We start from the raw sequence: 24,049 nt of genomic DNA, 5'->3' as shown, positions 1-24,049 counted from the left end.
ATCCGTTTTTTGGCTGCGCGAAAAACCGGCCAGGGTGGGAGATCACCGGCCGGGGCGCATGGTCAAGTCTTTTCAGGCTAGAAGCGGCTTATAGGCAAATGTATCTATAAACGGAACCCCATAAATCGCGGAATCGACAGGAATCGACAGCTCCCGCCGCTTCTATCCAAAGCGCCGCCGCGCATCCTCCGCATAGGGGCGGCTCACCGGGATTGTCGTACCGTCGCGCGTCACCACGAAAAGCTTACCGTTGTCGCGTTTCAATCTTTCGTGGGGAGGTCTTTTCCGGCGATGTGATGGCTCTGCCTGTCATGGTCGCAACGATAGCGGCCGTCCTCGTATGGCTTGCGATCCTGGAAGCAAGGAGGCGTCGACGTTTGATTTGATAATGCCCTCACGGAGAACTGGCGTTGCGTCCCGTCCTCGATATATAAGTGTATGAAACAGTATCGATTCAACAGTCGCCCGGAGGTGCACCATGGACTGGAAGGGACGTCGGCAATCCGACAATATCGAGGATGAGCGCGGCTCCTCGCCGACGGGGGGCGGTCCTCTCGGCGGCGGCGGGTTTCGCTTTCCCGGTGGAGGCATAGGGGGCGGAGGCTTGAGCTTCCGCACCATCATCGTTCTGGTGGTGATCTTTCTGGTGCTGAGAGCCATGGGTGTCGACGTCATCGGGTTGCTGCAGCAGAGCGGTGCCTTGACCGGCGGCTCGAGCTCCGGCTCCGGCTATCAGCAAAGTGATTCCAGCGGCGGCACGGCGGCACCGGCCAATGACGAGATGAAGCAGTTCGTCGCTACGGTGCTCGCCGATACCGAGGATACCTGGACCGGTATCTTCAAATCCATGGGCCAGACCTATACCGATCCGAAGCTGGTGCTGTTTTCGGGCAGTTTCCCTTCGGCCTGCGGCACGGCCTCGGCGGCGACCGGGCCGTTCTATTGCCCGACTGACCAGAAGGTCTATCTCGACATGACCTTCTTCCAGCAGATGAAGGACCAGTTCGGCGCCTCCGGCGATTTTGCGCAGGCTTATGTGATTTCGCATGAAGTCGGCCATCATGTTCAGGACCTGCTCGGCATCCTGCCGAAGTTCAATCAGGCCCGTCAGACCATGAGCGAGGCGGATGCCAACAAGATGTCGGTGCGTATTGAACTGCAAGCCGATTGTTTTGCCGGTATCTGGGGCAAGTTCACGCAGCAGAAGGGCATTCTGCAGCAGGGCGACCTCGAAGAGGCGCTGAATGCCGCGCAGCAGATCGGCGACGATACGCTGCAGAAGCGCAGCCAGGGCTACGTCGTTCCCGATAGCTTCAACCACGGCACCTCGGCGCAGCGGATGAAATGGTTCAAGCAGGGCTTCGATTCCGGCAAGCTCAGCGATTGCGATACGCTGAACAATCCGGTTTAGCATCTCGATCCCTTCTTCCCGCTCCTGAACCTGTGGAAGGGGCGGGAGAAGGTGGCGGTCTGGAGCTTTTGAGCACGGCAAAACGCCGACTGGCCGGATGAGATCTTCTCAACATTGGCGGTGATCGCCGGATTGCTGGCGGCCCGTGCGAGCCCTCTCGTCGCGACTGCAGCAAAGCGGGCATCCCAGACGCCAAAGATCAAAGAAAACGGCCGATAAATCAGAAAGATTGAAGCGTTCACGGATTGTTTCGGGCAAAATCTTCAAGTATTGGGGACGCACCAATTTTCGTTCACGTTCTGTCTCTTCATGAAGATAGGGCCGCCAAAAGGCAAACTCCATGATCGACCAGAAATTTGCGCGCCGCGGCTTGTTGCTCGTCTTTATTATCCTCTTCCTTGATGTCATGGGCCTCGCCATCATCATGCCGGTGTTGCCGCAATATCTGGAAGAGCTGACGGGCGCTTCGGTCAGCGAGGCGGCGACGGATGGCGGTTGGCTGCTGCTTGCCTATGCCGCCATGCAGTTCCTGTTCTCGCCGTTGATCGGCAATTTGAGCGACCGCTTCGGCCGCCGCCCGATCCTGCTTGCCTCCGTGCTGACCTTCGCGATTGATAATTTCATCTGCGCTATCGCCGGAACCTACTGGATATTGTTCGCTGGCCGCATCCTGGCTGGTATCAGCGGTGCAAGTTTCTCGACCTGCTCTGCCTATATCGCCGACATCAGCACTGACCAGAACCGGGCGAAGAATTTTGGCCTGATCGGCATGGCCTTTGGCGTCGGTTTCGTGCTCGGGCCGGTCATTGGCGGTTTTCTCGGCGAGTTCGGTCCGCGTGCACCCTTTTATGGCGCGGCCGCGCTGGCGTTGCTGAACTTTATTGGCGCCTATTTCCTGCTGCCGGAAACGCTGGAGGCGAAGAACCGTCGCCGTTTTGAGCTATGGCGCGCCAGTCCGTTCGGCGCTCTGCGGCAGGTGCGCCGCTATCAGGGGCTCGGTTGGATTTTCGTCGTGATGTTCTTCAATTGGCTGGCGCATGGTGTCTTCCCGGCGGTCTGGTCCTTTGTCTCCTCTTATCGTTATGACTGGACGTCGTTGGAGATCGGCATTTCGCTCGGCACCTACGGCATTGGCATGGCGTTGGTTATGGGGCTGGTCTTGCCCCGCATTGTGCCCGTGCTCGGCGAATGGAAAACCGTGGTGTTGGGACTTGTCTTTTCCGGCATCGGCCTGGTGGGCTATGCCTTCGCCTGGCAGGGCTGGATGGTTTATGCGGTCATTGTCCTGACCGTGATCGAAAACGTTGCGGATGCGCCGTTGCGCTCTATCGCCGCAAGCAAGGTATCGCCGTCAGCACAGGGAGAATTGCAAGGCGCTCTCGGGAGCTTGACCAGCATCACGGCCATCATCGGACCAGTGCTGTTTCCCTACCTGTTTCGCTTTTTCACTGCTCCGGAAGCACCCGTCACTTTTGCCGGTGCCCCTTTCATCATGTCGGCGATCCTGATCTTGACGGCGGTGATCCTCTTCGTTGTCAAGGTGCGCAAGGACGAGCCGAAAGCCGCGCGAGAACCGGCCGCTCAAGAGGTGGCCTAAATAATCATCAGATATTTTGATGATCTGATGAATTCTTTAGCATCTTGGCTTTGCCAACTGGCTTTTTGGCTGAAGTTGCGCTAAGGCGGCAGGCTCGCGCGTCCTTGGGTAGGAGCGGTCAGCGCGTTTCTGAAAACGAGTTTTCAAAATGGATATGCCGGCAACTGCGCGCCCGTTCGCGCGCGACAATGATAATTCGTGGTCTGCGCATTTCCGCGCCACCCTGGCGCTCGGCATACCGCTGATCGGCGCGCAGCTGGCGCAGCTCGGCATCAACACCACGGATGTGATGATCGTCGGCCGTCTCGGCGCCGAGCAACTGGCCGCCATGGTTCTGGCTGCCCAGTTCCTGTTCACCATCCAGATTTTTGGTTCCGGCTTCTCCATCGCTGTCGTGCCGCTGGTGGCGCAGGCCTATGGCCAAGGCGATGTCACTTCGGTGCGCCGGGCGCTGCGCATGGGCATCTGGGTCGTCACCGCCTTTTGGCTGTTGACGCAGCCGGCCTTCTTTTATTCCGAGCAGATCCTCTTGGCTGCAGGACAGAAGCCTGATGTGGCAAGGCTTACCAGCGAATATATCGCCATCGGTCATTACGCCGTGCTGCCGGGGCTGCTTTATAACGTTATCCGCGCGCTGGTGAGCGCGATCGGCATGGCTCGCATCATTCTCTATGTCACCATCGCCATGCTGGTGATGAACGCCATACTCGCCTACGGGCTGGTGCTCGGCCATTTCGGCATGCCGGCGCTCGGGCTGCACGGCGCTGCGATCGTATCGGTGGCGGTGCAGACGGCAGGCTTCCTCTTCATCGTCGCCTTCGTGCAGAGCCGCGAAAAGACGCGCCGCTATGAGATTTTCGTTCGTCTTTGGCGGCCGGATTGGCATGCATTGTGGGACGTGATTCGTCTCGGTTTCCCGATCAGCATCACGGTTCTGGCCGAGGTCAGCCTGTTCACTGTGGCATCGCTGCTGATGGGGCAGATCGGCACGATCGAGCTTGCCGCCCACGGCATCGCGCTGCAATGGGCGTCGATCGCCTTCATGATCCCGCTCGGCCTCAGTCAGGCGGCGACCGTTCGGGTTGGCGTCGCGCATGGCCAGGGGGATCACATTGGTCTGACGCGTGCGGCGATCGTCGTGCTCATCGTTTCGAGCTGTATCTCGCTGCTGGGCAGTATCCTGTTCGCCACCATGCCGACCTGGTTCGGAAGCTGGTTCCTCGATGTGACCTCGGTCGAGGCGCCGGAGGTGCTCGCCTATGCCGCGCCGCTGATCGTCGTTGCAGGCCTGTTCCAGCTCGTCGATGGTCTGCAGGCGATCGCCAGCGGCCTGTTGCGCGGCCTGAAGGATGCGCGCGTGCCGATGATCCTGGCGCTGATCGCCTATTGGCCGATCGGCTTCTTCCTGGCCTGGCTGCTTGCCTTTCCGCTCGGCTTCGGTGGCGTCGGCATCTGGCTCGGCTTCCTCCTGGGGCTGACCGCAGCCTCGGTGATGCTTTGCGTGCGGTTCTATGTTCTGGTGCGCTCGGAGAAAATAGCCGGCTGACGCCGGCCCTTTTTCGTATCTCGGCGAGAAGACTGCTGACAGATATTGGCAGCATGATCCCGTATAGTGGCGTCATACCAATTTGATGGGAGACGACCATGACATACAAAGCAAGCGCTCATAGCGAGGCCACGCTTTTCCCGCTGGATGGATATCTCAACCACGGTGCCGTCGTGCACATGCTCGCCCGTTCCGATGCTTCGCCTCGGCGCGAGCAGCCGAAAGCAAGGTCGTACTGGTTGGCGGTAGCCTGTGCCGCGCATGTCCGGTACGGGCGGGCGCATGGCTTCATGCAGGTCAATCATGGCAAGCAGGGGCCGCTGAAGCGGATCAAGCCGGGTGACGGCGTGGTTTATTATTCCCCGTCCGTGGCCATGGGCGACAAGGACGGCTTTAAGAGCTTTACGGCGATCGGATATGTTCGGGATGGCGAGCCTTATCAAGGCGAGATGGCATGCGGCAAGGCGTATCGCCGCGATGTCGATTGGCTTGATGTGCCGGAGCAACCTATCCGCCCGCTGCTGGATTGGCTCGATTTCACCCAGGACAAGAACTGGGGCTACAAGTTGAGGTTCGGCCTGGTTCCGTTCGGTGAATCCGATTTCGAGTTCCTGCAGGAAATTCTCACGAGCGAACTTGAAGAGGTCCGGCGCCGCCGCTTGCAGGCCTGACCAAGCGGTATTGCTAGCTCCTAATAGTAAAAGCCCCGGATTGACGATCAATCCGGGGCTTTCCTTTTAGCTAATGATGATGGCGGCGCTGCTTATGCGCGCTCGGCTAGGGCCGTTTCGCCCTTCTTCTCGCGCACCAGATTGACGAAGCGGCGGAAGAGGTAGTGGCTGTCCTGCGGGCCAGGGGAGGCTTCCGGATGATGCTGCACCGAGAAGACCGGCTTGCCGGAAACGCGCAGGCCGCAATTGCTGCCGTCGAAGAGCGAAACGTGAGTCTCTTCAACGCCTTCAGGCAGCGAGCTCGCGTCAACCGCGAAGCCGTGGTTCATCGAGACGATTTCGACCTTACCCGTCGTGTGATCCTTGACCGGATGGTTGGCACCGTGATGGCCCTGATGCATCTTCGCGGTCTTGGCGCCGAGCGCGAGACCGAGCATCTGGTGGCCGAGGCAGATGCCGAACAGCGGAATGTCCGTCTTCAGCAGGTCCTGGATAACCGGCACGGCGTATTTGCCGGTTGCCGCCGGATCGCCAGGGCCGTTCGACAGGAAGATGCCGTCCGGCTTCAGCACCAGTACGTCGTCGGTGGATGCGGTTGCCGGCAGCACGGTGACCTTGCAGTCGAGGCCGGCAAAGAGGCGCAGGATATTGCGCTTCACGCCGTAATCGAGGCAGACGACGTGATACTTGGCGTCGGCAGCCTTCAGCTCGCCATAGCCTTCGTCCCAGATCCAGGGTGTCTGCAACCATTGCGACGACTGGCCTGATGTGGCGACCTTGGCGAGGTCGAGACCTTCGAGGCCGCTCCAGGCCTTGGCATCCGCCTTCAGCTGGTCGATATCGAAGACGCCGTTCGGGTCGTGGGCGATGACGCCGTTGGGCATGCCGTTTTCACGGATCCAGGCGGTCAGCGCGCGGGTATCGATGCCGTACATGCCGATGATGCCGCGGGCCTTCAGCCACTGGTCGAGATGCTTGGCGGCGCGGTAGTTCGAAGGATCGGTGACATCGGCCTTGAAGATGACGCCGACGGCGCCGTGCCGGGCGGCCGGCGTCAGGTCTTCGACGTCTTCTTCGTTGGTGCCGACATTGCCGATGTGGGGGAAGGTGAAGGTAACGATCTGGCCGAGATAGGAGGGGTCGGTCAGGATCTCCTCGTAGCCTGTCAGCGCCGTGTTGAAGCAGACTTCGGCCTGGACCTTGCCGGTCGCGCCGATGCCCTTGCCTTCGATCACGGTGCCGTCCGCGAGAACGAGCAGGGCGCTTGGCTTTTCAATTGTCCATGGAGCTGTGGCGGTCATTGTCATCCCGTTTCCGGCGTCGTGCGCGGCCTTGAAAAGGCCGGGGGCTTCCGCCATGTTTGTCGCAGATTGCAGCCAGCGACATGCGTCGCGGCTTGAGACCTTAATATCGATCTAATGTGCAGGTGTTGGACATAGCCAAACAAGGCGTTCCGGTCAATGCGCCGTTTTCGTTTCCCGCCAGGGAATTCGCCGAGTTTCGGCCGCAGGGCGCGCAATTGCATTGATCGCGGCTCATGGTCTATGAGACTGGCAACATGAAATGAGAGGCTGGGCGATCGTCGCCGGCCTGCTTAGGGAGTTAAAGACATGATCCGCGAAACGCTTTCCAACGCCCAGAAGGATGCCATGAGGGCCAAGGATGCGGCGAGGCTTTCGACCGTGCGCCTGATCCTGGCCGCGATCAAGGACAAGGATATCGCCAATCGCGGCTTGGCCAAGGAACCGGCAAGCGACGACGAAATCCTGCAGTTGCTCGCCAAGATGATCAAGCAGCGCGAAGAATCGGTCAAGATGTATACCGATGGTGACCGCCCGGAGCTGGCTCAGAAGGAGCGTGAGGAAATCACGGTCATTCAGGGCTTTATGCCTGAGCAGCTCCCCGAAGAGACAGTGCGCGAGATTTGCGCCGCCGTCGTGGCTGAGCTTGGCGCCCAGGGCCTGAAGGATATGGGCAAGTGCATTGCGGCGCTGCGCGAGCGCTATGCCGGGCAGATGGATTTCGCCAAGGCTTCGGCGATCCTGAAAGAGCTGCTGAAGTAAGCCGTTCGATTCTCGATATTTTATTCTGCTATAGGCCCAAAATAGAGAAGGCAGGAGCTGGGGGAGCTCCTGCCTTCTTGCGCTTTGCAGCCGTTTGATAACGCAGGGTGGGGCCCAAAAATCAAACGTCTATTGCAAAGGCACCCAGGTGAGGCGGCGCCGGGGGTAGGGATGGTGCCTCACCTGGGGATAGGTTAAATCTTATCTAGTGATCCTGATCTGTTGCGGCAATTCCATGCCTTGCGATTCCAGCCAGGATATTTGAACTTTCACACCGGCCCTGAGAGCCGGAACTTTCACATCAACCGGAAGCTGATAGCCAACATCCGTATAGAGCACGTTCGTGGTCGTCGCGGGCGCTGCGCCATCCGTCATCGTTGCCGAGCTATAGTTAGCTGTGGCGAAGAGAGCGGCGGCGGCAAAAGGCACCAGCAGAACGCGCATTTTAGTCTCCTAAACTGAAAACCAGTATCTTTGGTTTCCGGCTCGTCGGGGCGTCTCGGCATGTCGCGTCGCGAAACCATTTTGTTTCGCCGGCTTGTCTCGTCCCTTGGGATGAAAGCTATTGCTCTGCACATGAACAATCAAATTACAAAAAAATAATGTTTGGCTTACGAACCATGCCGCAAATGTGCCACCAAAGGGGAAGATCGCGCGCGCTTCGATCTTCGGCCAATGGTTGCGGTGGGTGTTGCAGCACTCTCTTCTGGCTAGCTAAGATGGTGGACAAGCATTTGCTTTTCCATCATTTTTCTTGCACGGAGGAGCTGTGTTTCAGGTGTGCATGAGTGCCGCAAGAAGGCGCTGCGGTTTCTGTCATCGATGATGTCAAAATCGCTTTTCAGGCGGTTACGAGGGCATTAACAACACGGCTGCAATCACGGTCTTGTGATCGGAGTGGTTGAATTTCGGCCCGTGCGCGAGGGGTTGTGAATAGTGGGTGTGGTGAAGGGTTCTCGTGGCAATGCGCGCTGTTCCTGCTTATAAGGGGGCAAGCCAGAGGTAATTATGAGATTTTCCAATACGTTTCTCGACGAGATTCGCGACCGCGTTCCCATTTCGGACGTGATTGGCCGTCGTGTGACGTGGGATCGGCGCAAGACCAACGTGCCGCGCGGCGATTATTGGGCCTGTTGCCCGTTCCACGGCGAGAAGTCGCCGAGCTTCCACTGCGAGGATCGCAAGGGCCGTTATCATTGCTTCGGCTGTGGTGTCACCGGCGATCATTTCCGCTTCCTGACCGATTTGGAAGGGTTGAGCTTTCCCGAGGCGGTGCAGCAGATCGCCGATATGGCCGGTGTTCCCATGCCGATCGCCGATCCGATGGAAGCGAAGCGCGAAAAGGAACGCACTTCGCTGCTTGATGTTATGGAGATGGCGACGCAGTTCTTTCAGGATCAGCTACAGACGGCAAACGGGGCGAGGGCGCGCGCCTATCTGCGCGATCGCGGATTGACCGGCCGCACCATCGAGACCTTCCGTCTGGGCTATTCGCCGGAAAGCCGCAACGCGCTGAAGGAATTTTTGGCCGGCAAGGATATTGCCAAAGAACAGATCGAAGCTTGCGGTCTCGTGGTGCATGGCCCGGATATTCCCGTCTCCTACGACCGCTTCCGCGACCGCATCATGTTCCCGATTCTGTCGTCGCGCGAAAAGGTGATCGCCTTCGGCGGCCGTGCGATGTCGGCGGACGCGCCGGCGAAGTATCTCAATTCCAACGAGACCGAGCTCTTTCACAAGGGCAATGTGCTCTACAATTTCACCCGCGCGCGGCGTGCCGCCCAGGGAAACGACGGTTCAGGGACGATCATCGCCGTCGAAGGTTATATGGACGTCATCGCGCTGCATCAGGCCGGCGTTGAGAACGCCGTCGCACCGCTCGGCACGGCGCTGACGGAGAACCAGCTCGAGCTTCTGTGGAAGATGACGCCGCAGCCGATGCTTTGCTTTGATGGCGATGGCGCTGGCATTCGCGCCGCCAATCGCGCCGCCGATCTGGCGTTGCCGCATATCAAGCCCGGCCGCACGGTCCGTTTCGCGCTTCTTCCCGACGGCAAGGACCCGGACGATCTCGTCCGCCATGACGGGCGTGCGCCCTTCGACAAGGTGCTGGCGCAGGCAAAGCCGCTGGCGGAGATGATCTGGAGTCGCGAAATCAGCAAGGGTACCTTCGACACGCCGGAGGCGCGCGCCGAGCTTGAGGCGCGGCTGAAGCAGATGGTTTCGGTTATCGCCGACGAGAATGTCCGCCGTCATTATCAGCAGGATATTCGCGACCGTTTGAACGGGCTGTTCCAACCACAGTTCCGCCGCAACGACAATCAGCAGGGGCGCGGGTTTTCTCGCGAGGGCAACGGCCGCTCCTTCGGCGGTCGTGGTGGACAGGGCGGTGGTCGGCCGGTGGCCGTCAGCACGAAGGCGACGGATCGGTTGATGCGTTCGGGAATGATCAAGGGCCATCAGGATATTCCGGGCCTGCGCGAAAGCGTGCTGGCGGTGACCATTGTCAATCATCCGCTGCTGTTGCAGGACGAATATGATGAGATCGCCGCGATCGACTACGAGAGCCGCGAATTGCAGCGCCTATGGTCTGCCATGCTCGGAGCGGCGGCAACCATATCGGCTCAGCAGCTTAGCCGAGAGCGTTTGATCGAACAGCTGGAAGAGCAGGGTTTCGCCGCATTGCTGAAGACCCTCGACCAGCAGGTGCGCAATGCCCGCCTCTGGACGGCGACCGAGGAAGCGGCGATGGAGGATGCGCGCGAGGGCTATCGCCAGGCGCTTGCGCTCCATAAGCGCTCGAAGGCGCTGCGCTGGCACAAGATCGAGCTGGAGCGTGCCGTTGCCGAGGCGACGGAGGAGAGCGACGGCGAACTCATCGAACAGTTGATGCGCGCTTTGCAGGAAGTGCAGCTCGAAGCCTTGCGGCTGGAAAACCAGGAAGCGATCATTGACGGCTTCGGGGTGCTTTCCGGCCGTATCAAAGGACCCGCAGGGAAGTAGGGGATAAATGTCACAGCCGGATAGACAGGAACCGCGGTTTTCCGCCGACGATGCGCTATTTGCGGAGCGCAGTTCCGGAATGGCGCCGCTCGACATACTCAAGCGGGTCTACGGCTACCCCGCCTTTCGCGGCAAGCAGCAGCAGGTGGTCGAGCATGTCGTGGCAGGCGGCGATGCGGTGGTACTGTTTCCAACCGGGGCCGGCAAGTCGCTGTGCTTCCAGATTCCGGCCCTTTGCCGCGACGGCATAGGCATCGTCGTCTCGCCGCTGATCGCCCTGATGCGCGATCAGGTCGAGGCCATGAAACAGCTCGGCATCCGCGCGGCGGCATTGAACTCGTCATTGTCGCGCGAGGAGGCGAGCGATATCTATCGCGCCGTCTCCAGCGGCACGCTCGACATGCTCTATGTCACGCCCGAGCGGATACTCACCGACGGGTTCCAGCAGATGATCGCCAGGGCGAAGATTGCTCTATTCGCGATCGATGAGGCGCATTGCGTCTCGCAATGGGGACATGATTTCCGGCCGGAATATCGCGATCTCGGCAAGCTTGCGGAACTCTTTCCCAATGTGCCGCGCATCGCGCTGACGGCAACGGCCGATCCGCATACGCGCGACGATATTATCGAGCGGCTGGGGCTCGACAACGCCCAAGTCTTCACAACCAGCTTCGACCGGCCGAACATTGCCTATGAGATTGTCGAGCGTGACCAGCCGCGCCAGCAGTTGCTGCGCTTTCTCGATGGTCATCGTGGCGATAGCGGCATTGTCTATTGCCTGTCGCGGGCCAAGGTCGAGGATACTACGGAATGGCTGAACGGGCAGGGCGTTCGTGCGCTTGCCTATCATGCCGGGATGGACCGCTCGGTTCGTGATGCCAATCAGGATGCGTTTCTGAAGGAGGAAGATCTTTGCCTGGTGGCAACGGTCGCTTTCGGCATGGGCATCGACAAGCCGAATGTGCGCTATGTCGCCCATCTCGATCTGCCAGGCTCCATCGAGGCCTATTATCAGGAGACGGGCCGCGCCGGCCGCGACGGGCTGCCGTCGGAGGTCTGGATGGCATACGGTATGGCCGACGTCATCCAGCGGGGACGAATGATCGATGAGGGCAATGCGGCGCAAGAAATCAAGCGTGTCGAGCGGGGGAAACTCAATGCACTGCTTGCGGTCTGCGAGACAGCCGGCTGCCGGCGGCAGGCGATCCTTGGGCATTTCGGCGAGGCGCATGCTGGCGGCTGCGGTAATTGCGATACCTGCCTGAAGCCGGTCGAGACCTGGGACGGCACGGAAGCGGCGATCAAGGCGCTGGCCGCCGTCTATCGCACCGGCGAGCGTTTCGGCACTGGCCATGTCATCGATGTGCTGATGGGGACCGTTAACGAGAAGACCGAGCGCTTCGGTCATGTCGACATGCCGGTTTTCGGTGCCGGCAAGGATATTCCCGCCCGCACCTGGCAATCCGTCTTTCGGCAATTGTTGGCAAACGGTCTTATCAGCGTCGATCATACCGCCTTTGGCGCGATGAAGCTGGAGCCGGAGGCAAAGGCCGTGTTCAAGCACGAACGTCAGGTCTTCTTCCGCAAGGACCGGCCGGAAGCAGGCCGTCGCACCAAGAAGGGTGCACGGATCGAAAAGCGGCAGTCGAGCCTCTCGGGCGAGGCACAGCCCCTGTTCGATGCTTTGAGAGCCGAGCGTACCAGGATCGCCAAGGAACTCGGCGTACCGCCCTATGTCGTTTTCCCGGATACGACGCTGATCGCCTTTGCGACGGAACAGCCGACGAGCCGCAATGCTTTGCTAGGGATTTCAGGTGTCGGGCAGGCGAAGCTGGAGCGCTATGGGGATGCGTTCTTGAAAGTCATCAAGAATTTCACTGATCGGTGACGTCTAGGTGCTGTGCTTATTCACATCCTGACGGTCATGCCGCCATCGACGGTCAGGACATGACCGTTGACGAAGGAGGCGGCGTCACTGGCGAGAAACAGCGCAGCACCCGCGATCTCCTCCGGCCGTCCCCAGCGCTGAACCGGAATACGCTGCCGGACAAAGGGGATTAGCTCTTCATTCGCCGCCATCGCGGCATTCGTTTCCGTTGCGAACCAACCTGGAGCGATGGCATTGCTGGTGATGCCGTGCGGGCCGAATTCCACGGCCATGCCACGCATCAGGCCGGTCAGCCCCTGTTTGGCAGCGGGGTAGACGCAGTCGCCGGGCATGACGACCTGGCCGCTGATCGAGGTGACCGAGATCAGGCGTCCATGATTGCGTTGTTTCATCAGGCGGGCGGCATCACGGGAGAGCATGATTGAGGCGGCAAGATCCGTGTTGAGCAAAGCGAGGATCGCCTCGTCGTCGAAATCGGCCAGCCGGCGCCTGTCGCGGGCGCCGACATTGTTGATCAAAATGTCGAGCCGTCCGTGATTTTTCTCGATATCCGCCATCGCGGCGCGCTGCGCCTCGCGGTCGGCAATGTCGAAAGCGGCGGCTTCGGCGGAACCGCCCGTCGTGCGGATGGCTTCCACGGCACTATCCAGTGTCTTTGGCGTGCGCCCATTGATAACGACATGCGCTCCCGCGTCGGCGAGCGCCTTGGCCATCTCGAAACCCAGGCCACGTCCGCCGCCGGTGACGAGCGCGATCCGGCCCGCGAGGGAGAATCTGTGAAATATGTTCATGGCTCTCCCCTTGTTTTTGAGATCAAGATCGACTTGCAGCAAGATATTGGACTCAGTCAAGTAATTTTTGCAATGGCAGCTGATGAAACCAGGCTGAGAACTTGCGTATATTTCGGTCGGTTCGACAGATAATATCGAACGTGGCCCGTATCGTGCCAGCGCCACGACGCCGCGCATTTTTGCCGCTGCTGGATGCAGCAAGAGGCCGAATCCTGTGTTATTTCTTGATGAGTTAGGCACTGTGACCAGCATCGGAATGCGACCATGACCTCTGCGTTCATATCTCACTTGCGTACGGAACTCGCCGGCCTGAAAGATGCGGGGCTCTATAAGTCCGAACGCGTCATTACCTCCAAGCAAGCCGGCGAGATTGCGGTTGCCAGCGGCGAGCGCGTGTTGAATTTCTGCGCCAACAATTATCTTGGTCTCGCTGATAACGACGAGCTGGCCGAAGCCGCGAAGAAGGCGCTCGATCGCTACGGCTATGGCATGGCCTCGGTGCGCTTCATCTGCGGCACGCAGGAGGAGCACAAGCAGCTTGAGGCGCGGATATCGTCCTTTCTCGGTATGGAGGATACGATCCTCTATTCCTCGTGCTTCGACGCCAATGGCGGGCTGTTCGAGACACTGCTGTCGGAGGAGGATGCAATCATCTCCGACGCGCTCAACCATGCCTCGATCATCGACGGCGTGCGTCTCTCCAAGGCGAAACGGTTTCGCTATACCAACAATGATATGACGGCGCTGGAGGAAGAGCTGAAGAAGGCGGAGGGCAGCCGCTTCAAGCTGATTGCCACCGATGGGGTTTTCTCCATGGACGGCATTATCGCCAATCTCGGTGGCGTCTGCGATCTCGCCGAAAAATATGGCGCCATGGTCATGGTCGATGATAGTCACGCGGTCGGTTTCGTCGGCGATCACGGCCGCGGCTCGGCGGAATATTGCGGCGTCGAGGGCCGGATCGACATCATCACCGGCACCCTCGGCAAGGCACTCGGCGGCGCATCGGGCGGCTATACCTCCGCGAAGGCCGAGATCGTCGAGTGGCTGCGCCAGCGTTCGCGCCCCTATCTCTTCTCCAATACGCTGGCGCCTGTCATCGCGGCTGCGTCGCTGAAGGTTTTTGACCTCATCGATAACGGCAATACTCTGCGCAATCGACTGCGCGGCAATGCCGAGTTGTTTCGCAGCGAAATGACCAAGCTGGGCTTTACGCTTGCCGGTGCCGACCATCCGATCATTCCGGTCATGCTTGGCGACGCCAAGGTGGCGCAGGAAATGGCGGCGCTGATGCTGAAAAAGGGCGTCTATGTTGTCGGCTTCTCCTTCCCTGTCGTGCCGAAGGGGCAGGCGCGTATCCGCACGCAGATGTCGGCGGCACATTCGAAGGCCGACGTCGAGCGCGCGATTGCCGCTTTCGCCGAGGCGGGACGAGAACTCGGAATCATTTGAATCGGTTGGAGACGACAGATCATGTCGAACATGATGAAGGCGCTGGTTAAATCGAAGCCTGAAGTCGGGCTGTGGATGGAAAATGTGCCGGTTCCCGAGGTCGGGCCGAACGATGTGCTGATCCGGGTCAGGAAGTCGGCGATCTGCGGCACGGATGTGCATATCTGGAACTGGGATCAATGGGCGCAAAAAACCATTCCGGTGCCGATGGTCGTCGGTCATGAGTTTTGCGGCGAGATTGCCGAGGTCGGCTCGGCGGTGACGAAATATCATGTCGGCGAGCGTGTTTCCGGCGAGGGGCATATCGTCTGCGGCAAGTGTCGCAATTGTCGGGCGGGCAGGGGACATCTCTGCCGCAACACGCTCGGCGTCGGCGTCAATCGCCCCGGCTCCTTCGGCGAATTCGTCTGCATTCCCGAATCCAATGTCGTACCGATCCCTGATGACATTCCGGACGAGGTGGCGGCAATCTTCGATCCCTTCGGCAATGCCGTGCACACGGCGCTGTCCTTCGATCTCGTGGGTGAGGACGTGCTGGTCACTGGAGCAGGTCCGATCGGCATCATGGGCGCGATGGTTGCCAAACGGTCCGGCGCGCGCAAGGTTGTCATCACCGATATCAACCCGAACCGGCTGGCGCTCGCTCGCAAACTTGGCATCGACTACGTCGTCGACGCGTCTAAGGAAAATCTTGCCGATGTGATGAAGTCCATCGGCATGACCGAGGGTTTCGACGTCGGTCTGGAAATGTCGGGTGCGGCCCCCGCTTTTCGCGACATGATCGACAAAATGAACAATGGCGGCAAGATCGCCATTCTCGGCATCGCGCCCGCCGGCTTCGAGATCGACTGGAACAAGGTGATCTTCAAGATGCTGAACCTGAAGGGCATCTATGGCCGCGAAATGTTCGAGACCTGGTACAAGATGATCGCCTTCGTTCAGGGCGGGCTCGACGTCTCGCCGGTCATTACCCATCGCATCGGCATCGATGATTTTCGGGAAGGGTTCGAAGCGATGCGTTCCGGCAACTCCGGCAAGGTGGTAATGGACTGGATTTGAGCCTATTTGTGGCTTGATCGCATCAGTATAGCCCGCAGATTGTGGAAATACCGGCGTTTGACGAAGCTGCTCTTGTCATCGTGCGGGGACTTCCTAAATACGGGGAACAATTGTTTCCGGCGTGCGGAGCCTGTGGATAAGGCTTTTTCACGATTTTAACAGGCTTTTTTGCTGGAAAAGCTTGACGAGAACAAAAATTATAGGAATCACCGTTTGTCCTCGGAAAACGGTAAACTGGATCAGGCGGACCTTCATCTACCATGGCCGGAAATCCAAACGCAATCCAGCTTTGCTGTCCGGTGCCGGTGATCGTGGTTAAGCAGACATTAAAGGTCATTCCGTTAGGTCTTTGTCGGTGATTCGGGGCTGGCGCGAGGCGCGCCGGGCCAGAGCGGTTATTCACCGCGTATAAGTTTTAAGCGTCAGGGAAAGCGACGATATAGAGATGGCAACCAAGGTCAAAGAAAACGAAGAAGCTGAAGTCGAACGCGACGGCACCTCCGATGGCCCGCTTCTCGATCTTTCCGACGACGCGGTCAAGAAGATGATCAAGGCCGCGAAGAAACGCGGCTACGTGACGATGGACGAGCTCAACGCTGTTCTCCCGTCCGAAGAAGTGACGTCCGAACAGATCGAAGATACGATGGCGATGCTCTCCGATATGGGCATCAACGTCATCGAGGACGAGGATGTCGAAGAGACTGGTGCGTCTACCAGCAGCAACGACGACGACGATTCCAGCGACGACGACAATGGGGAAGGCGGCGAACTCGCACCTTCCACCGGTTCGGCGCTCGCCACCGCCAAGAAGAAAGAGCCGACGGACCGCACGGATGACCCGGTGCGCATGTACTTGCGCGAAATGGGCTCCGTCGAGCTGCTGTCGCGCGAAGGCGAAATCGCGATCGCGAAGCGTATCGAGGCCGGCCGCGAGACCATGATCGGTGGCCTCTGCGAAAGCCCGTTGACGTTCCAGGCGCTGATCATCTGGCGCGACGAACTCAACGAAGGCACGACGCTGCTGCGCGAGATCATCGATCTCGAAACCACCTATTCCGGCCCGGAAGCCAAGGCTGCGCCGCAGTTCCAGAGCCCGGAAAAGATTGAAGCGGACCGCAAGGCTGCCGAAGAGAAGGAAACGGCCCGTCGTGGCCGTTCGCCCTCTGGTGGTGACGACATCACTGATGTCGGCGGCGAAGGCTTGCCGGGTGAGGAAGAAGAAGAAGACGAGGACGAATCCAGCCTCTCTCTTGCCGCGATGGAAGCCGAGCTTCGCCCGCAGGTGATGACAACGCTCGACACGATCGCCGAGACCTACAAGAAGCTGCGTAAGCTGCAGGACCAGCAGGTCGAGCAGCGTCTGTCGGCATCGGGTACGCTGTCGTCGGCCCAGGAGCGCCGTTACAAGGAGCTCAAGGATGAGCTGGTCAAGTCGGTCAAGTCTCTGTCGCTGAACCAGAACCGCATCGACGCTCTCGTCGAGCAGCTCTACGACATCAACAAGCGCCTCGTGCAGAACGAAGGTCGTCTGTTGCGCCTTGCCGAATCCTATGGCGTCAAGCGCGACTCGTTCCTGGAACAGTATCAGGGCGCCGAGCTTGATCCGAACTGGATGAAGTCGATCGGCAATCTGGCCGCGCGCGGCTGGAAGGAATTCGCCAAGAGCGAAAACACTACCATCCGCGATATCCGCCAGGAAATTCAAAATCTTGCGACCGAAACCGGTATCTCGATCTCGGAATTCCGCCGCATCGTGCATATGGTGCAGAAGGGCGAGCGCGAAGCGCGCATCGCCAAGAAGGAAATGGTCGAAGCAAACCTCCGCCTCGTCATCTCCATCGCCAAGAAATACACCAACCGTGGCCTGCAGTTCCTGGATCTTATCCAGGAAGGCAATATCGGTCTGATGAAGGCGGTCGATAAGTTCGAATATCGCCGTGGTTACAAGTTCTCGACCTACGCCACATGGTGGATCCGGCAGGCGATCACCCGTTCGATCGCCGACCAGGCCCGCACGATCCGTATTCCGGTGCATATGATCGAAACGATCAACAAGATCGTTCGCACGTCGCGCCAGATGCTGCACGAAATCGGCCGTGAGCCGACGCCTGAAGAACTGGCCGAAAAGCTTGCCATGCCGCTCGAAAAAGTGCGCAAGGTGCTGAAGATCGCCAAGGAGCCGATCTCGCTCGAAACGCCAGTTGGTGACGAAGAGGATTCGCATCTCGGCGATTTCATCGAGGACAAGAACGCGCTTCTGCCGATCGACGCGGCCATCCAGGCGAACCTGCGCGAGACGACGACCCGCGTGCTGGCCTCACTGACGCCGCGCGAAGAACGCGTGCTGCGCATGCGCTTCGGCATCGGCATGAACACGGACCACACGCTCGAAGAAGTCGGCCAGCAGTTCTCGGTTACCCGCGAACGTATCCGCCAGATCGAAGCCAAGGCGCTGCGCAAGTTGAAGCATCCGAGCCGCAGCCGCAAGCTGCGCTCGTTCCTCGACAGCTAAGCGGTTTCTGCCGTTACGAAATCAAAACCCGGTTCACGAAAGCGAGCCGGGTTTTTGTTTGCTGCCAAAGAGCTTGTTTTGCTGCTATTGGCGAAAACCGGCAGTTAGCATCGCTTGCTATATGGTGCGATCACGCAGGTGTGTTTTCCGGGCATTGCGGAGCGGCCAGGGGCCTGACAATCTGCCTTTTCGCAGTTGCCTCTTTCGAGCCGCATTGTTGCCCCCCATATGTCGGGGATCTGTCGCCGCTCGATCTGTCGTTTTCGGTAAGGTTCTGATGAAGTTGATACACGTTTTCCCATCGGCTGCTCTTGCCCGGCGAGCCGTTCGCTGAGCGATGGAACAGACCGCGATAAAGCAGGATGAGAAGATCGGGCGGGGCTTTGTCCTGTCGATCCTCCTGCATGTCGTGCTGGCGGCCATTTTCCTGCTGCCGTCGTTTATAGCTCCACCTCAGGCAAAGCCTGAAGATAGCGTCAATGTCGAGCTCGTGCCGCAGCCGCAGGAGCAGCAGGAGAACGCGACGAAGCCGAAGGAGGCTTCCGGACAGGTTCCAACTCCAACGCCTAAGCCGGATGAGAAGTCGCAGCAGGCGGAAGCGCAGAAGCAGCCGGAACAGAAGCCTGGCGATCCCAAGGCGCAATCAGATCAGCAGGACAAGGCTGAGGCTGAAAAGGCGGCGCCTCCCGCAAGCGATCCAAGCTCCAATACATCTACGCCGAAGCCTGAACAGCAGGCCTCGGCAGAGGAGACACCCCTTCCGGACATGAAGGGCGCGGAGAAGGATCCCTCAACCACACAGCAGGCGGATGCCTCGACGCGGGCAAATGAAGCACCGGCTGCGAACGATGGCCAAGCCGAAGACCAAGCCCCGGCGTCGCCGGACGCCAAGGACGCGGATGCCAAAACCGATCAGGCCAATGCCGCATCGCCGGCCAAGGATCCTGATCCGCAGCCGCAACAAGCGCAGGCTACCCCAGCAGCACCCACCGAGCAGGCGAAGGCTGCCTCGCCGGTAACCGACCCCAATTCACGCGACCCTGCCTCGATGCCGAAGCCGAAGGAGCTTGCTACGGATCAACCTTCGGACGCGCAAGTGGCGCAGCCGGAAGCTCCGGCGACGGAGCAGGATGGCACGGACACGCAGCAGAAGGCCGCGGCGACATCTGATCCCGAGACGGAGCAGGCGAATGCCGCCGATCCCAACCCGCAACAGCAGCCGCCATCCGCCGACAACAAGGTTGATCCGCAAATCGCCGTGCCAACCGTTTCGGGGCCTCAATCGCAGCAGCCGTCAAAAGAGCAGGCTGCTTCGGACAATAAAAGCGATCCGACGAATGGGACGTCCTTCGTCACTGAACCCGATGCCAAAGCACAACAGCAAGCCGCCAATACCAAGCCTGGTGGACAGAAGGCGCAACTTAAGCAGTCCACGAAACTCTATTCCGGCAGCGAGATGGCCAAGCTATCCAAGAGCAATTATGATGCCTGGAAAGAGCTGCCGCGGCGTCAGCGCATTTCCTACCTTTGCAAGTCGGAGGAGAAGCTGCAGTTCGGGCATGAGATGAACGCGGTTGGCTTTGTAAACTCCGCCCTATCGCCAGCCATGGTTTCGGACACCGGTCTCTTCGGCAATGGCGTGGCAGTTCAAACTCCCAAGGGCTGGCAGCAAGTCAAATTCACATGCCAGGTCGACGCCGACGCCTTGAAGGTGACAGCTTTTTCACACGCAGTTATTGGGCGTGTCCCGAGTGGGCAGTTTGATAAGCTTGGTTTGCCTGAATACTGATCCGCCAAACAACACCCGCCCCATCGCTTTGAAACAATAGTTTATTTCAGCGCCAATCGAAATTCAGCCCATTTCATCATACAATTGCCCGTACTCAGGCGATTCAGTTTCCCTCCCTTTGCATTGCTCAATCCGATGACATCGATCACTGCCGATTCCAAATCCTTGGCCGCCGGCCATTCCACGCTTCGCGGTGTCCTGGTGGCATTTGCGTCCTATGCCGTCTTTGCCTTCAGCGATGCGTCGATCAAGATGCTGCATGGGACGCTGCCGTCCTATCAGGTGGCCTTCATCGGTGCGCTTTTCGGTCTGGCTGCCGTCCCGTTCCTGAAGAAGCGCGACGATGACTGGCTGGATATGGTGAAGACATCGAACCGGCCCTTATGGATGCTGCGCTTCGTCTGCGGCGCGACCGGCGCCATTTGCTCCATCGTCGCCTTCACCAAACTGCCGATGGCGGAAGCTTTTGCGCTGCTCTTTCTGTTGCCGTCCTTCGTCACCATCCTGTCGGTCATCTTCTTGAAGGAAGATGTCCGCTGGCAGCGCTGGACGGCGGTGACCCTCGGTTTTATCGGCGTGCTCATCGTGCTGCGGCCGGGCTTTCGCGAGCTTTCGATCGGCCATCTCTGCGCCGCGATCGGCGGCTTGGCGGCCGCAATCTCGATCGTCGTCAATCGTGGGCTAGGGGCGAAGGAGAAGCGCATTTCGCTTTATGGCGCGGGCCTGTTCGGCACGCTCATCGTCAGCGGTTTCCTCATGCTGTCCGAAGTAACCATGCCGACGCCTTGGCAATGGATGTTTTTGGCGAGCTATGGGCTGCTTGGCGCTGCCGGTAGCGTGCTGTTGCTGCTTGCCGCGCAGATGGCGCCGGCCAACCTTGTCGCGCCGCCGCAATACAGTCAGATGATCTGGGCGATTGCTTTCGGCTATCTGCTGTTCAACGACAGTATCGATCTGCCCATGGCGCTCGGCATCGTCCTCATCATTTTCTCCGGCCTGCTGACGCTGGCGCGTGAGCGCAAGCGCGGCACGCCTTTGCCGGCGGCCGTCACGGCCAATACGCAGGCGGCACTCACAACGACCGCGCAGGATAAGCCGGAGACGTGATATATGCTTCGGCCGATAGCTTTCAGCAGGGTTGAAGGGCAAGGCGCATGAAAACCGGCCAGTTTAAGATGTTTCGCTCTCGTGTAGCAGGCATCAAGGCCGTGAAAGCCGAAACGGGCTACAGCTTTCCCAAGCATACGCACGACCAATTCGGCATCGGCATTATCGAATCTGGCGCGCATGCATCGCTGAGCGGGCGCGGACTGGTGCGGGCCGAGGCCGGAGATGTCATCTGCTTCAATCCGAATGAGGTGCATGATGGCATGCCCATCGGCGAAAGCCGAGCCTGGACGATGCTTCATTTCGATCCGCCGGTGATCGGCGATCTGCTGAACGATATCGGCGAGGGCAGGATTGGCGGCGCGGAATTTCCGTCGCCTGTCATTCGCGATAGCCAAGTGGCGGCATGTTTCAAAGCCCTGTTCCCGCTCGTGGTCGGCAACCCTGAGCCACGGGACGCGCTGTTGCGGGATGGGTTGCTGTTATCGCTCGTTGCGGCTGTGATGGGCGAGGGCATGCTGATATCGCGGGCTATTGCCGTTCCTGCCTCCATCGACCGCGCTCGTGATCTGATCGAGGACGATCCTTCAGCCCCTCTGACGCTTGGCGAACTTGCTGACGTCTGCGGGCTGAGCCATTTCCAGTTTCTGCGCGCATTCACTAAAGCGACGGGGCTTACTCCTCATGCCTATCTGCTGCAACGCCGTATCCATGAGGCGCGGCGGTTGATCGTGGCGGGCACGTCATTGGCCGAGGCGGCCTTTGCCAGTGGGTTTGCGGATCAAAGCCACATGACGCGCCTCTTCGTGCGCAATTTCGGCATATCACCGGGCGTCTATGCGGCAGCTGCCGGCTAGCTCTCTGCAATTTTGTTCAAGACCGGGCGACGGCGACGGGCTTTTCTGCGGCAACAAATCAGAACCGCGCAGAAGGAAAAACCATGTATTTCCGCCATTCGAACGAGATGTGGAACGAATTCCCCGATCTGGTCCCCGGTGTGCTCTATGTCGAAGGGATCACGACGGATGCCGACGTCACTGATCCTGTCGCAAAGTACCATTCCATCGCCAAGGAACGGCTGGCGGCTGGCGCGGAAGGTGAGATGCCGGAGATCCAGGCCTGGCGGCGCACCTTCTCAAAGATGGGGCTGAAGCCGACGCAGTATCGTTGCGCCTCCGAGGCGCTGCTGCGCCGCTTCCGTCAGGAAAATTCACTGCCGCAGCTGCATCCGCTGGTCGATCTCTGCAACGCCATCTCCATCGCGTTTGCCATTCCAATTGCCGTGTTCGATCTCGCGAAGATTTCGGGCGATCTCGAGGTCAGGCATGCGACCGGTAGGGAGACCTATCTGACATTCTCCGGCGAAACGGAGCATCCGGAGCCGCGTGAAGTGATTTTTGCCGATAGCACTGAGCGGGCGCATGCGCGGCGCTGGACCAATCGGCAGAGTGGCCTCTCCGCCGTTCGTGCGGATACGCGATCGGTGCTGATCGTTGCCGAGGCGATGCATGAAGCAGCTGGTCGTGATGTGCCGAAGCTGGTCGAGACCATTGCTGTGGAGCTCGCCGCTGTAGGGAAGATCAAGGCAAAGACCGCGCTGCTCAGCCGCTCTTCACCACGTTTTGATCTCTAGCCTGGTGTCTTTTTCGAGCAGAAGGCTGATCGAGACAAAAACGCGGTTGACAATCGCGGTGTTCGGGCAGAGCAGGGAACTCAACTCAATATCTCATATTTCCCATGAAGATGGTTCCGTGTCTTATGCGCGGAACCGAAGAAAGACCAATGGACACCCTGCAGAGCCAAGACCGGACAAGCGCGCTCGGTCATCCCGGATATCGTTCCTTCGCCGCCTCCCGCGTCTTTTCCTCCATCGGCTTCCAGTCTGTCACCGTTGCCATGGGGTGGATGATCTACGACCAGACCCATAGCGCTTTCTATCTTGGCCTGGTCGGCCTTTGCCAGTTCCTGCCGATGGTGGTGCTGACCTTCATCGTCGGGCATGTCGCGGATCGGTTCGACCGGCGGCGCATCGGTCTCGTCTGTCAATTGATCGAGGCATTGACGGCGCTGGTGCTGGCCGTTGCCGTTTGGCAGCATTGGATTGGCCCCCACGGCATTCTCGCCGCTGTTGCCGTCATGGGCGCTGCCACCGCCTTCGAACGCCCGACCATGGCGGCGCTGTTGCCGAACATCGTGCCGCCTTCGATGCTGCAAGTGGCGATCGCCACCTCGACTTCGATGATGCAGACCGCCTTCATCATCGGTCCGTCGCTCGGCGGTCTGCTGTACGGCGTCAGCCCGGTCGCGCCTTTCCTCGTGGCCGCGGTGCTGTATGTCATTGCCAGCGTCAATGTCATTTCCATCCGTGTCGAGCGGCAGCAGCCGTCTTCGCGCGAGCCGGTGACGCTGAGCTCGGTCTTTGCCGGCGTTTCCTTCATCAAGAGCCGGCCGGTGATGATGGGCACCATCTCGCTCGATCTCTTCGCGGTTCTGCTCGGCGGTGCCACGGCGCTATTGCCGATGTTCGCCCGCGATATCCTGCATGCCGGCCCCTGGGGGCTTGGCCTGCTGCGCGCGGCGCCCGCCATCGGTGCGCTGGTCATGTCGATCTGGCTGGTGCGGCGGCCGCTGCAGAGCGACGTCGGCAAGAAGATGCTGATCGCTGTCTTCATCTTCGGCGTCGCGACCGTTGTTTTCGCGCTCTCGACCAACATCATCCTTTCCGTTGCGGCGCTGTTCGTTGTCGGTGCGTCGGATACGGTCAGCGTGGTGGTGCGCAGCTCGCTGGTGCAGCTCCTGACGCCGGATACCATGCGCGGCCGCGTCAATGCGGTGAACTCGCTGTTCATCGGTACGTCCAACCAGCTCGGCGAATTTGAATCCGGCATGCTCGCCAGCGCTTTTGGTCCCGTGCTCACCGGCATTATCGGCGGCGTCGGCACCATTGCTGTCGTGCTGCTCTGGACGCGGATTTTTCCGGATTTGACCAAGGTCAAGACACTCAACGGGTGAGGCACGATCGGTGAAGCCGACGCGACGGGTGGTCCCGCAGGCTCATTGGTCATCCGGGATATGATCCAGCCCGGCATCTCGTTTGAGATGATTGCTGAGACTTAGGGCATTCTTGCGTGCTGCTTTGTCCTTGGGGCGAGATCTCCGC

General features: G+C 59.6%; 18 protein-coding genes and 1 pseudogene. 15 read left to right on the top strand and 4 right to left on the bottom strand.

Annotated elements, in window-relative coordinates; genetic code table 11:
- Positions 1–162 precede the first annotated feature (162 nt).
- Positions 163–270, bottom strand: a pseudogene (locus tag EX00_RS31960) (LytTR family DNA-binding domain-containing protein); the annotation flags it as partial.
- A 208-nt stretch (positions 271–478) separates the two neighbouring features.
- Here EX00_RS31960 and ypfJ point away from each other — a divergent pair.
- From ypfJ to EX00_RS08310, 4 genes are all read left to right on the top strand, one after another.
- Complete coding sequence (ypfJ, locus tag EX00_RS08330; protein WP_047456220.1) at positions 479–1,411, top strand: KPN_02809 family neutral zinc metallopeptidase; 933 nt, start codon at positions 479–481, stop codon at positions 1,409–1,411.
- Positions 1,412–1,751: 340 nt separating this feature from the next.
- Positions 1,752–3,008 carry a TCR/Tet family MFS transporter gene (locus tag EX00_RS08320; RefSeq protein ID WP_047456216.1) on the top strand — a complete coding sequence of 419 codons (1,257 nt, stop codon included), beginning with the start codon at positions 1,752–1,754 and terminating at the stop codon, positions 3,006–3,008.
- A gap of 148 nt (positions 3,009–3,156) precedes the next feature.
- Positions 3,157–4,554 carry an MATE family efflux transporter gene (locus EX00_RS08315; RefSeq protein ID WP_047456214.1) on the top strand — a complete coding sequence of 466 codons (1,398 nt, stop codon included), beginning with the start codon at positions 3,157–3,159 and terminating at the stop codon, positions 4,552–4,554.
- A 98-nt stretch (positions 4,555–4,652) separates the two neighbouring features.
- Positions 4,653–5,225 (top strand): EVE domain-containing protein, encoded by a 573-nt coding sequence (locus EX00_RS08310; RefSeq protein WP_047456212.1) that lies wholly within the window; start codon positions 4,653–4,655, stop codon positions 5,223–5,225.
- A 92-nt stretch (positions 5,226–5,317) separates the two neighbouring features.
- Here EX00_RS08310 and carA read toward each other — a convergent pair whose 3' ends face one another.
- Positions 5,318–6,526, bottom strand: coding sequence for a glutamine-hydrolyzing carbamoyl-phosphate synthase small subunit (gene carA, locus EX00_RS08305; protein WP_047457597.1), 1,209 nt, complete (start codon positions 6,524–6,526; stop codon positions 5,318–5,320).
- 309 nt (positions 6,527–6,835) lie between these two features.
- Here carA and EX00_RS08300 point away from each other — a divergent pair, with 309 nt between their 5' ends.
- Positions 6,836–7,288, top strand: coding sequence for a GatB/YqeY domain-containing protein (locus EX00_RS08300; protein WP_047456210.1), 453 nt, complete (start codon positions 6,836–6,838; stop codon positions 7,286–7,288).
- A gap of 201 nt (positions 7,289–7,489) precedes the next feature.
- Here the strand turns inward: EX00_RS08300 and EX00_RS08295 are convergent, their stop codons facing one another.
- Positions 7,490–7,732: a hypothetical protein gene (locus EX00_RS08295; protein ID WP_047456208.1), complete on the bottom strand. Its 243-nt coding sequence runs from the start codon at positions 7,730–7,732 to the stop codon at positions 7,490–7,492.
- Between the two features lie 564 nt (positions 7,733–8,296).
- Between EX00_RS08295 and dnaG the strand changes: the two genes are divergently transcribed.
- Entirely contained in the window at positions 8,297–10,291 is a 1,995-nt protein-coding gene (dnaG, locus tag EX00_RS08290) for a DNA primase (protein WP_047456206.1), read from the top strand.
- Between the two features lie 7 nt (positions 10,292–10,298).
- The gene (recQ, locus tag EX00_RS08285; RefSeq protein WP_047456205.1) at positions 10,299–12,179 is read left to right on the top strand and encodes a DNA helicase RecQ; all 1,881 of its coding nucleotides are present in this window, start codon (positions 10,299–10,301) and stop codon (positions 12,177–12,179) included.
- A 20-nt stretch (positions 12,180–12,199) separates the two neighbouring features.
- Here the strand turns inward: recQ and EX00_RS08280 are convergent, their stop codons facing one another.
- The gene (locus EX00_RS08280; protein ID WP_047456203.1) at positions 12,200–12,970 is read right to left on the bottom strand and encodes an SDR family oxidoreductase; all 771 of its coding nucleotides are present in this window, start codon (positions 12,968–12,970) and stop codon (positions 12,200–12,202) included.
- A gap of 264 nt (positions 12,971–13,234) precedes the next feature.
- Between EX00_RS08280 and EX00_RS08275 the strand changes: the two genes are divergently transcribed.
- From EX00_RS08275 to EX00_RS08240, 8 genes are all read left to right on the top strand, one after another.
- Positions 13,235–14,422, top strand: coding sequence for a glycine C-acetyltransferase (locus EX00_RS08275; protein ID WP_047456201.1), 1,188 nt, complete (start codon positions 13,235–13,237; stop codon positions 14,420–14,422).
- 21 nt (positions 14,423–14,443) lie between these two features.
- The gene (gene tdh, locus EX00_RS08270; protein WP_047456200.1) at positions 14,444–15,481 is read left to right on the top strand and encodes an L-threonine 3-dehydrogenase; all 1,038 of its coding nucleotides are present in this window, start codon (positions 14,444–14,446) and stop codon (positions 15,479–15,481) included.
- A 445-nt stretch (positions 15,482–15,926) separates the two neighbouring features.
- Positions 15,927–17,993, top strand: coding sequence for an RNA polymerase sigma factor RpoD (gene rpoD / locus EX00_RS08265; protein WP_047456198.1), 2,067 nt, complete (start codon positions 15,927–15,929; stop codon positions 17,991–17,993).
- Positions 17,994–18,330: 337 nt separating this feature from the next.
- Positions 18,331–19,782, top strand: coding sequence for a DUF930 domain-containing protein (locus tag EX00_RS08260; RefSeq protein ID WP_047456196.1), 1,452 nt, complete (start codon positions 18,331–18,333; stop codon positions 19,780–19,782).
- 135 nt (positions 19,783–19,917) lie between these two features.
- Positions 19,918–20,889, top strand: coding sequence for a DMT family transporter (locus EX00_RS08255; protein WP_047457596.1), 972 nt, complete (start codon positions 19,918–19,920; stop codon positions 20,887–20,889).
- A gap of 47 nt (positions 20,890–20,936) precedes the next feature.
- Positions 20,937–21,746, top strand: coding sequence for an AraC family transcriptional regulator (locus EX00_RS08250; protein ID WP_047456194.1), 810 nt, complete (start codon positions 20,937–20,939; stop codon positions 21,744–21,746).
- Between the two features lie 83 nt (positions 21,747–21,829).
- On the top strand, positions 21,830–22,522 hold the full coding sequence (locus tag EX00_RS08245; protein WP_047456192.1) for a B3/B4 domain-containing protein: 693 nt from the start codon (positions 21,830–21,832) through the stop codon (positions 22,520–22,522).
- Positions 22,523–22,671: 149 nt separating this feature from the next.
- A complete protein-coding gene (locus EX00_RS08240) occupies positions 22,672–23,901 on the top strand; it encodes an MFS transporter (protein WP_047456190.1) in 1,230 nt (409 codons plus the stop codon).
- Positions 23,902–24,049 lie beyond the last annotated feature (148 nt).

The sequence above is a fragment of the Martinezella rhizogenes genome, assembly GCF_000799715.1.
GTDB classification, from domain to species: domain Bacteria; phylum Pseudomonadota; class Alphaproteobacteria; order Rhizobiales; family Rhizobiaceae; genus Rhizobium; species Rhizobium rhizogenes_C.
The sequence above is the reverse complement of the archived record's forward strand: the minus strand, read 5'-3'. Positions and strand labels throughout refer to the sequence as shown.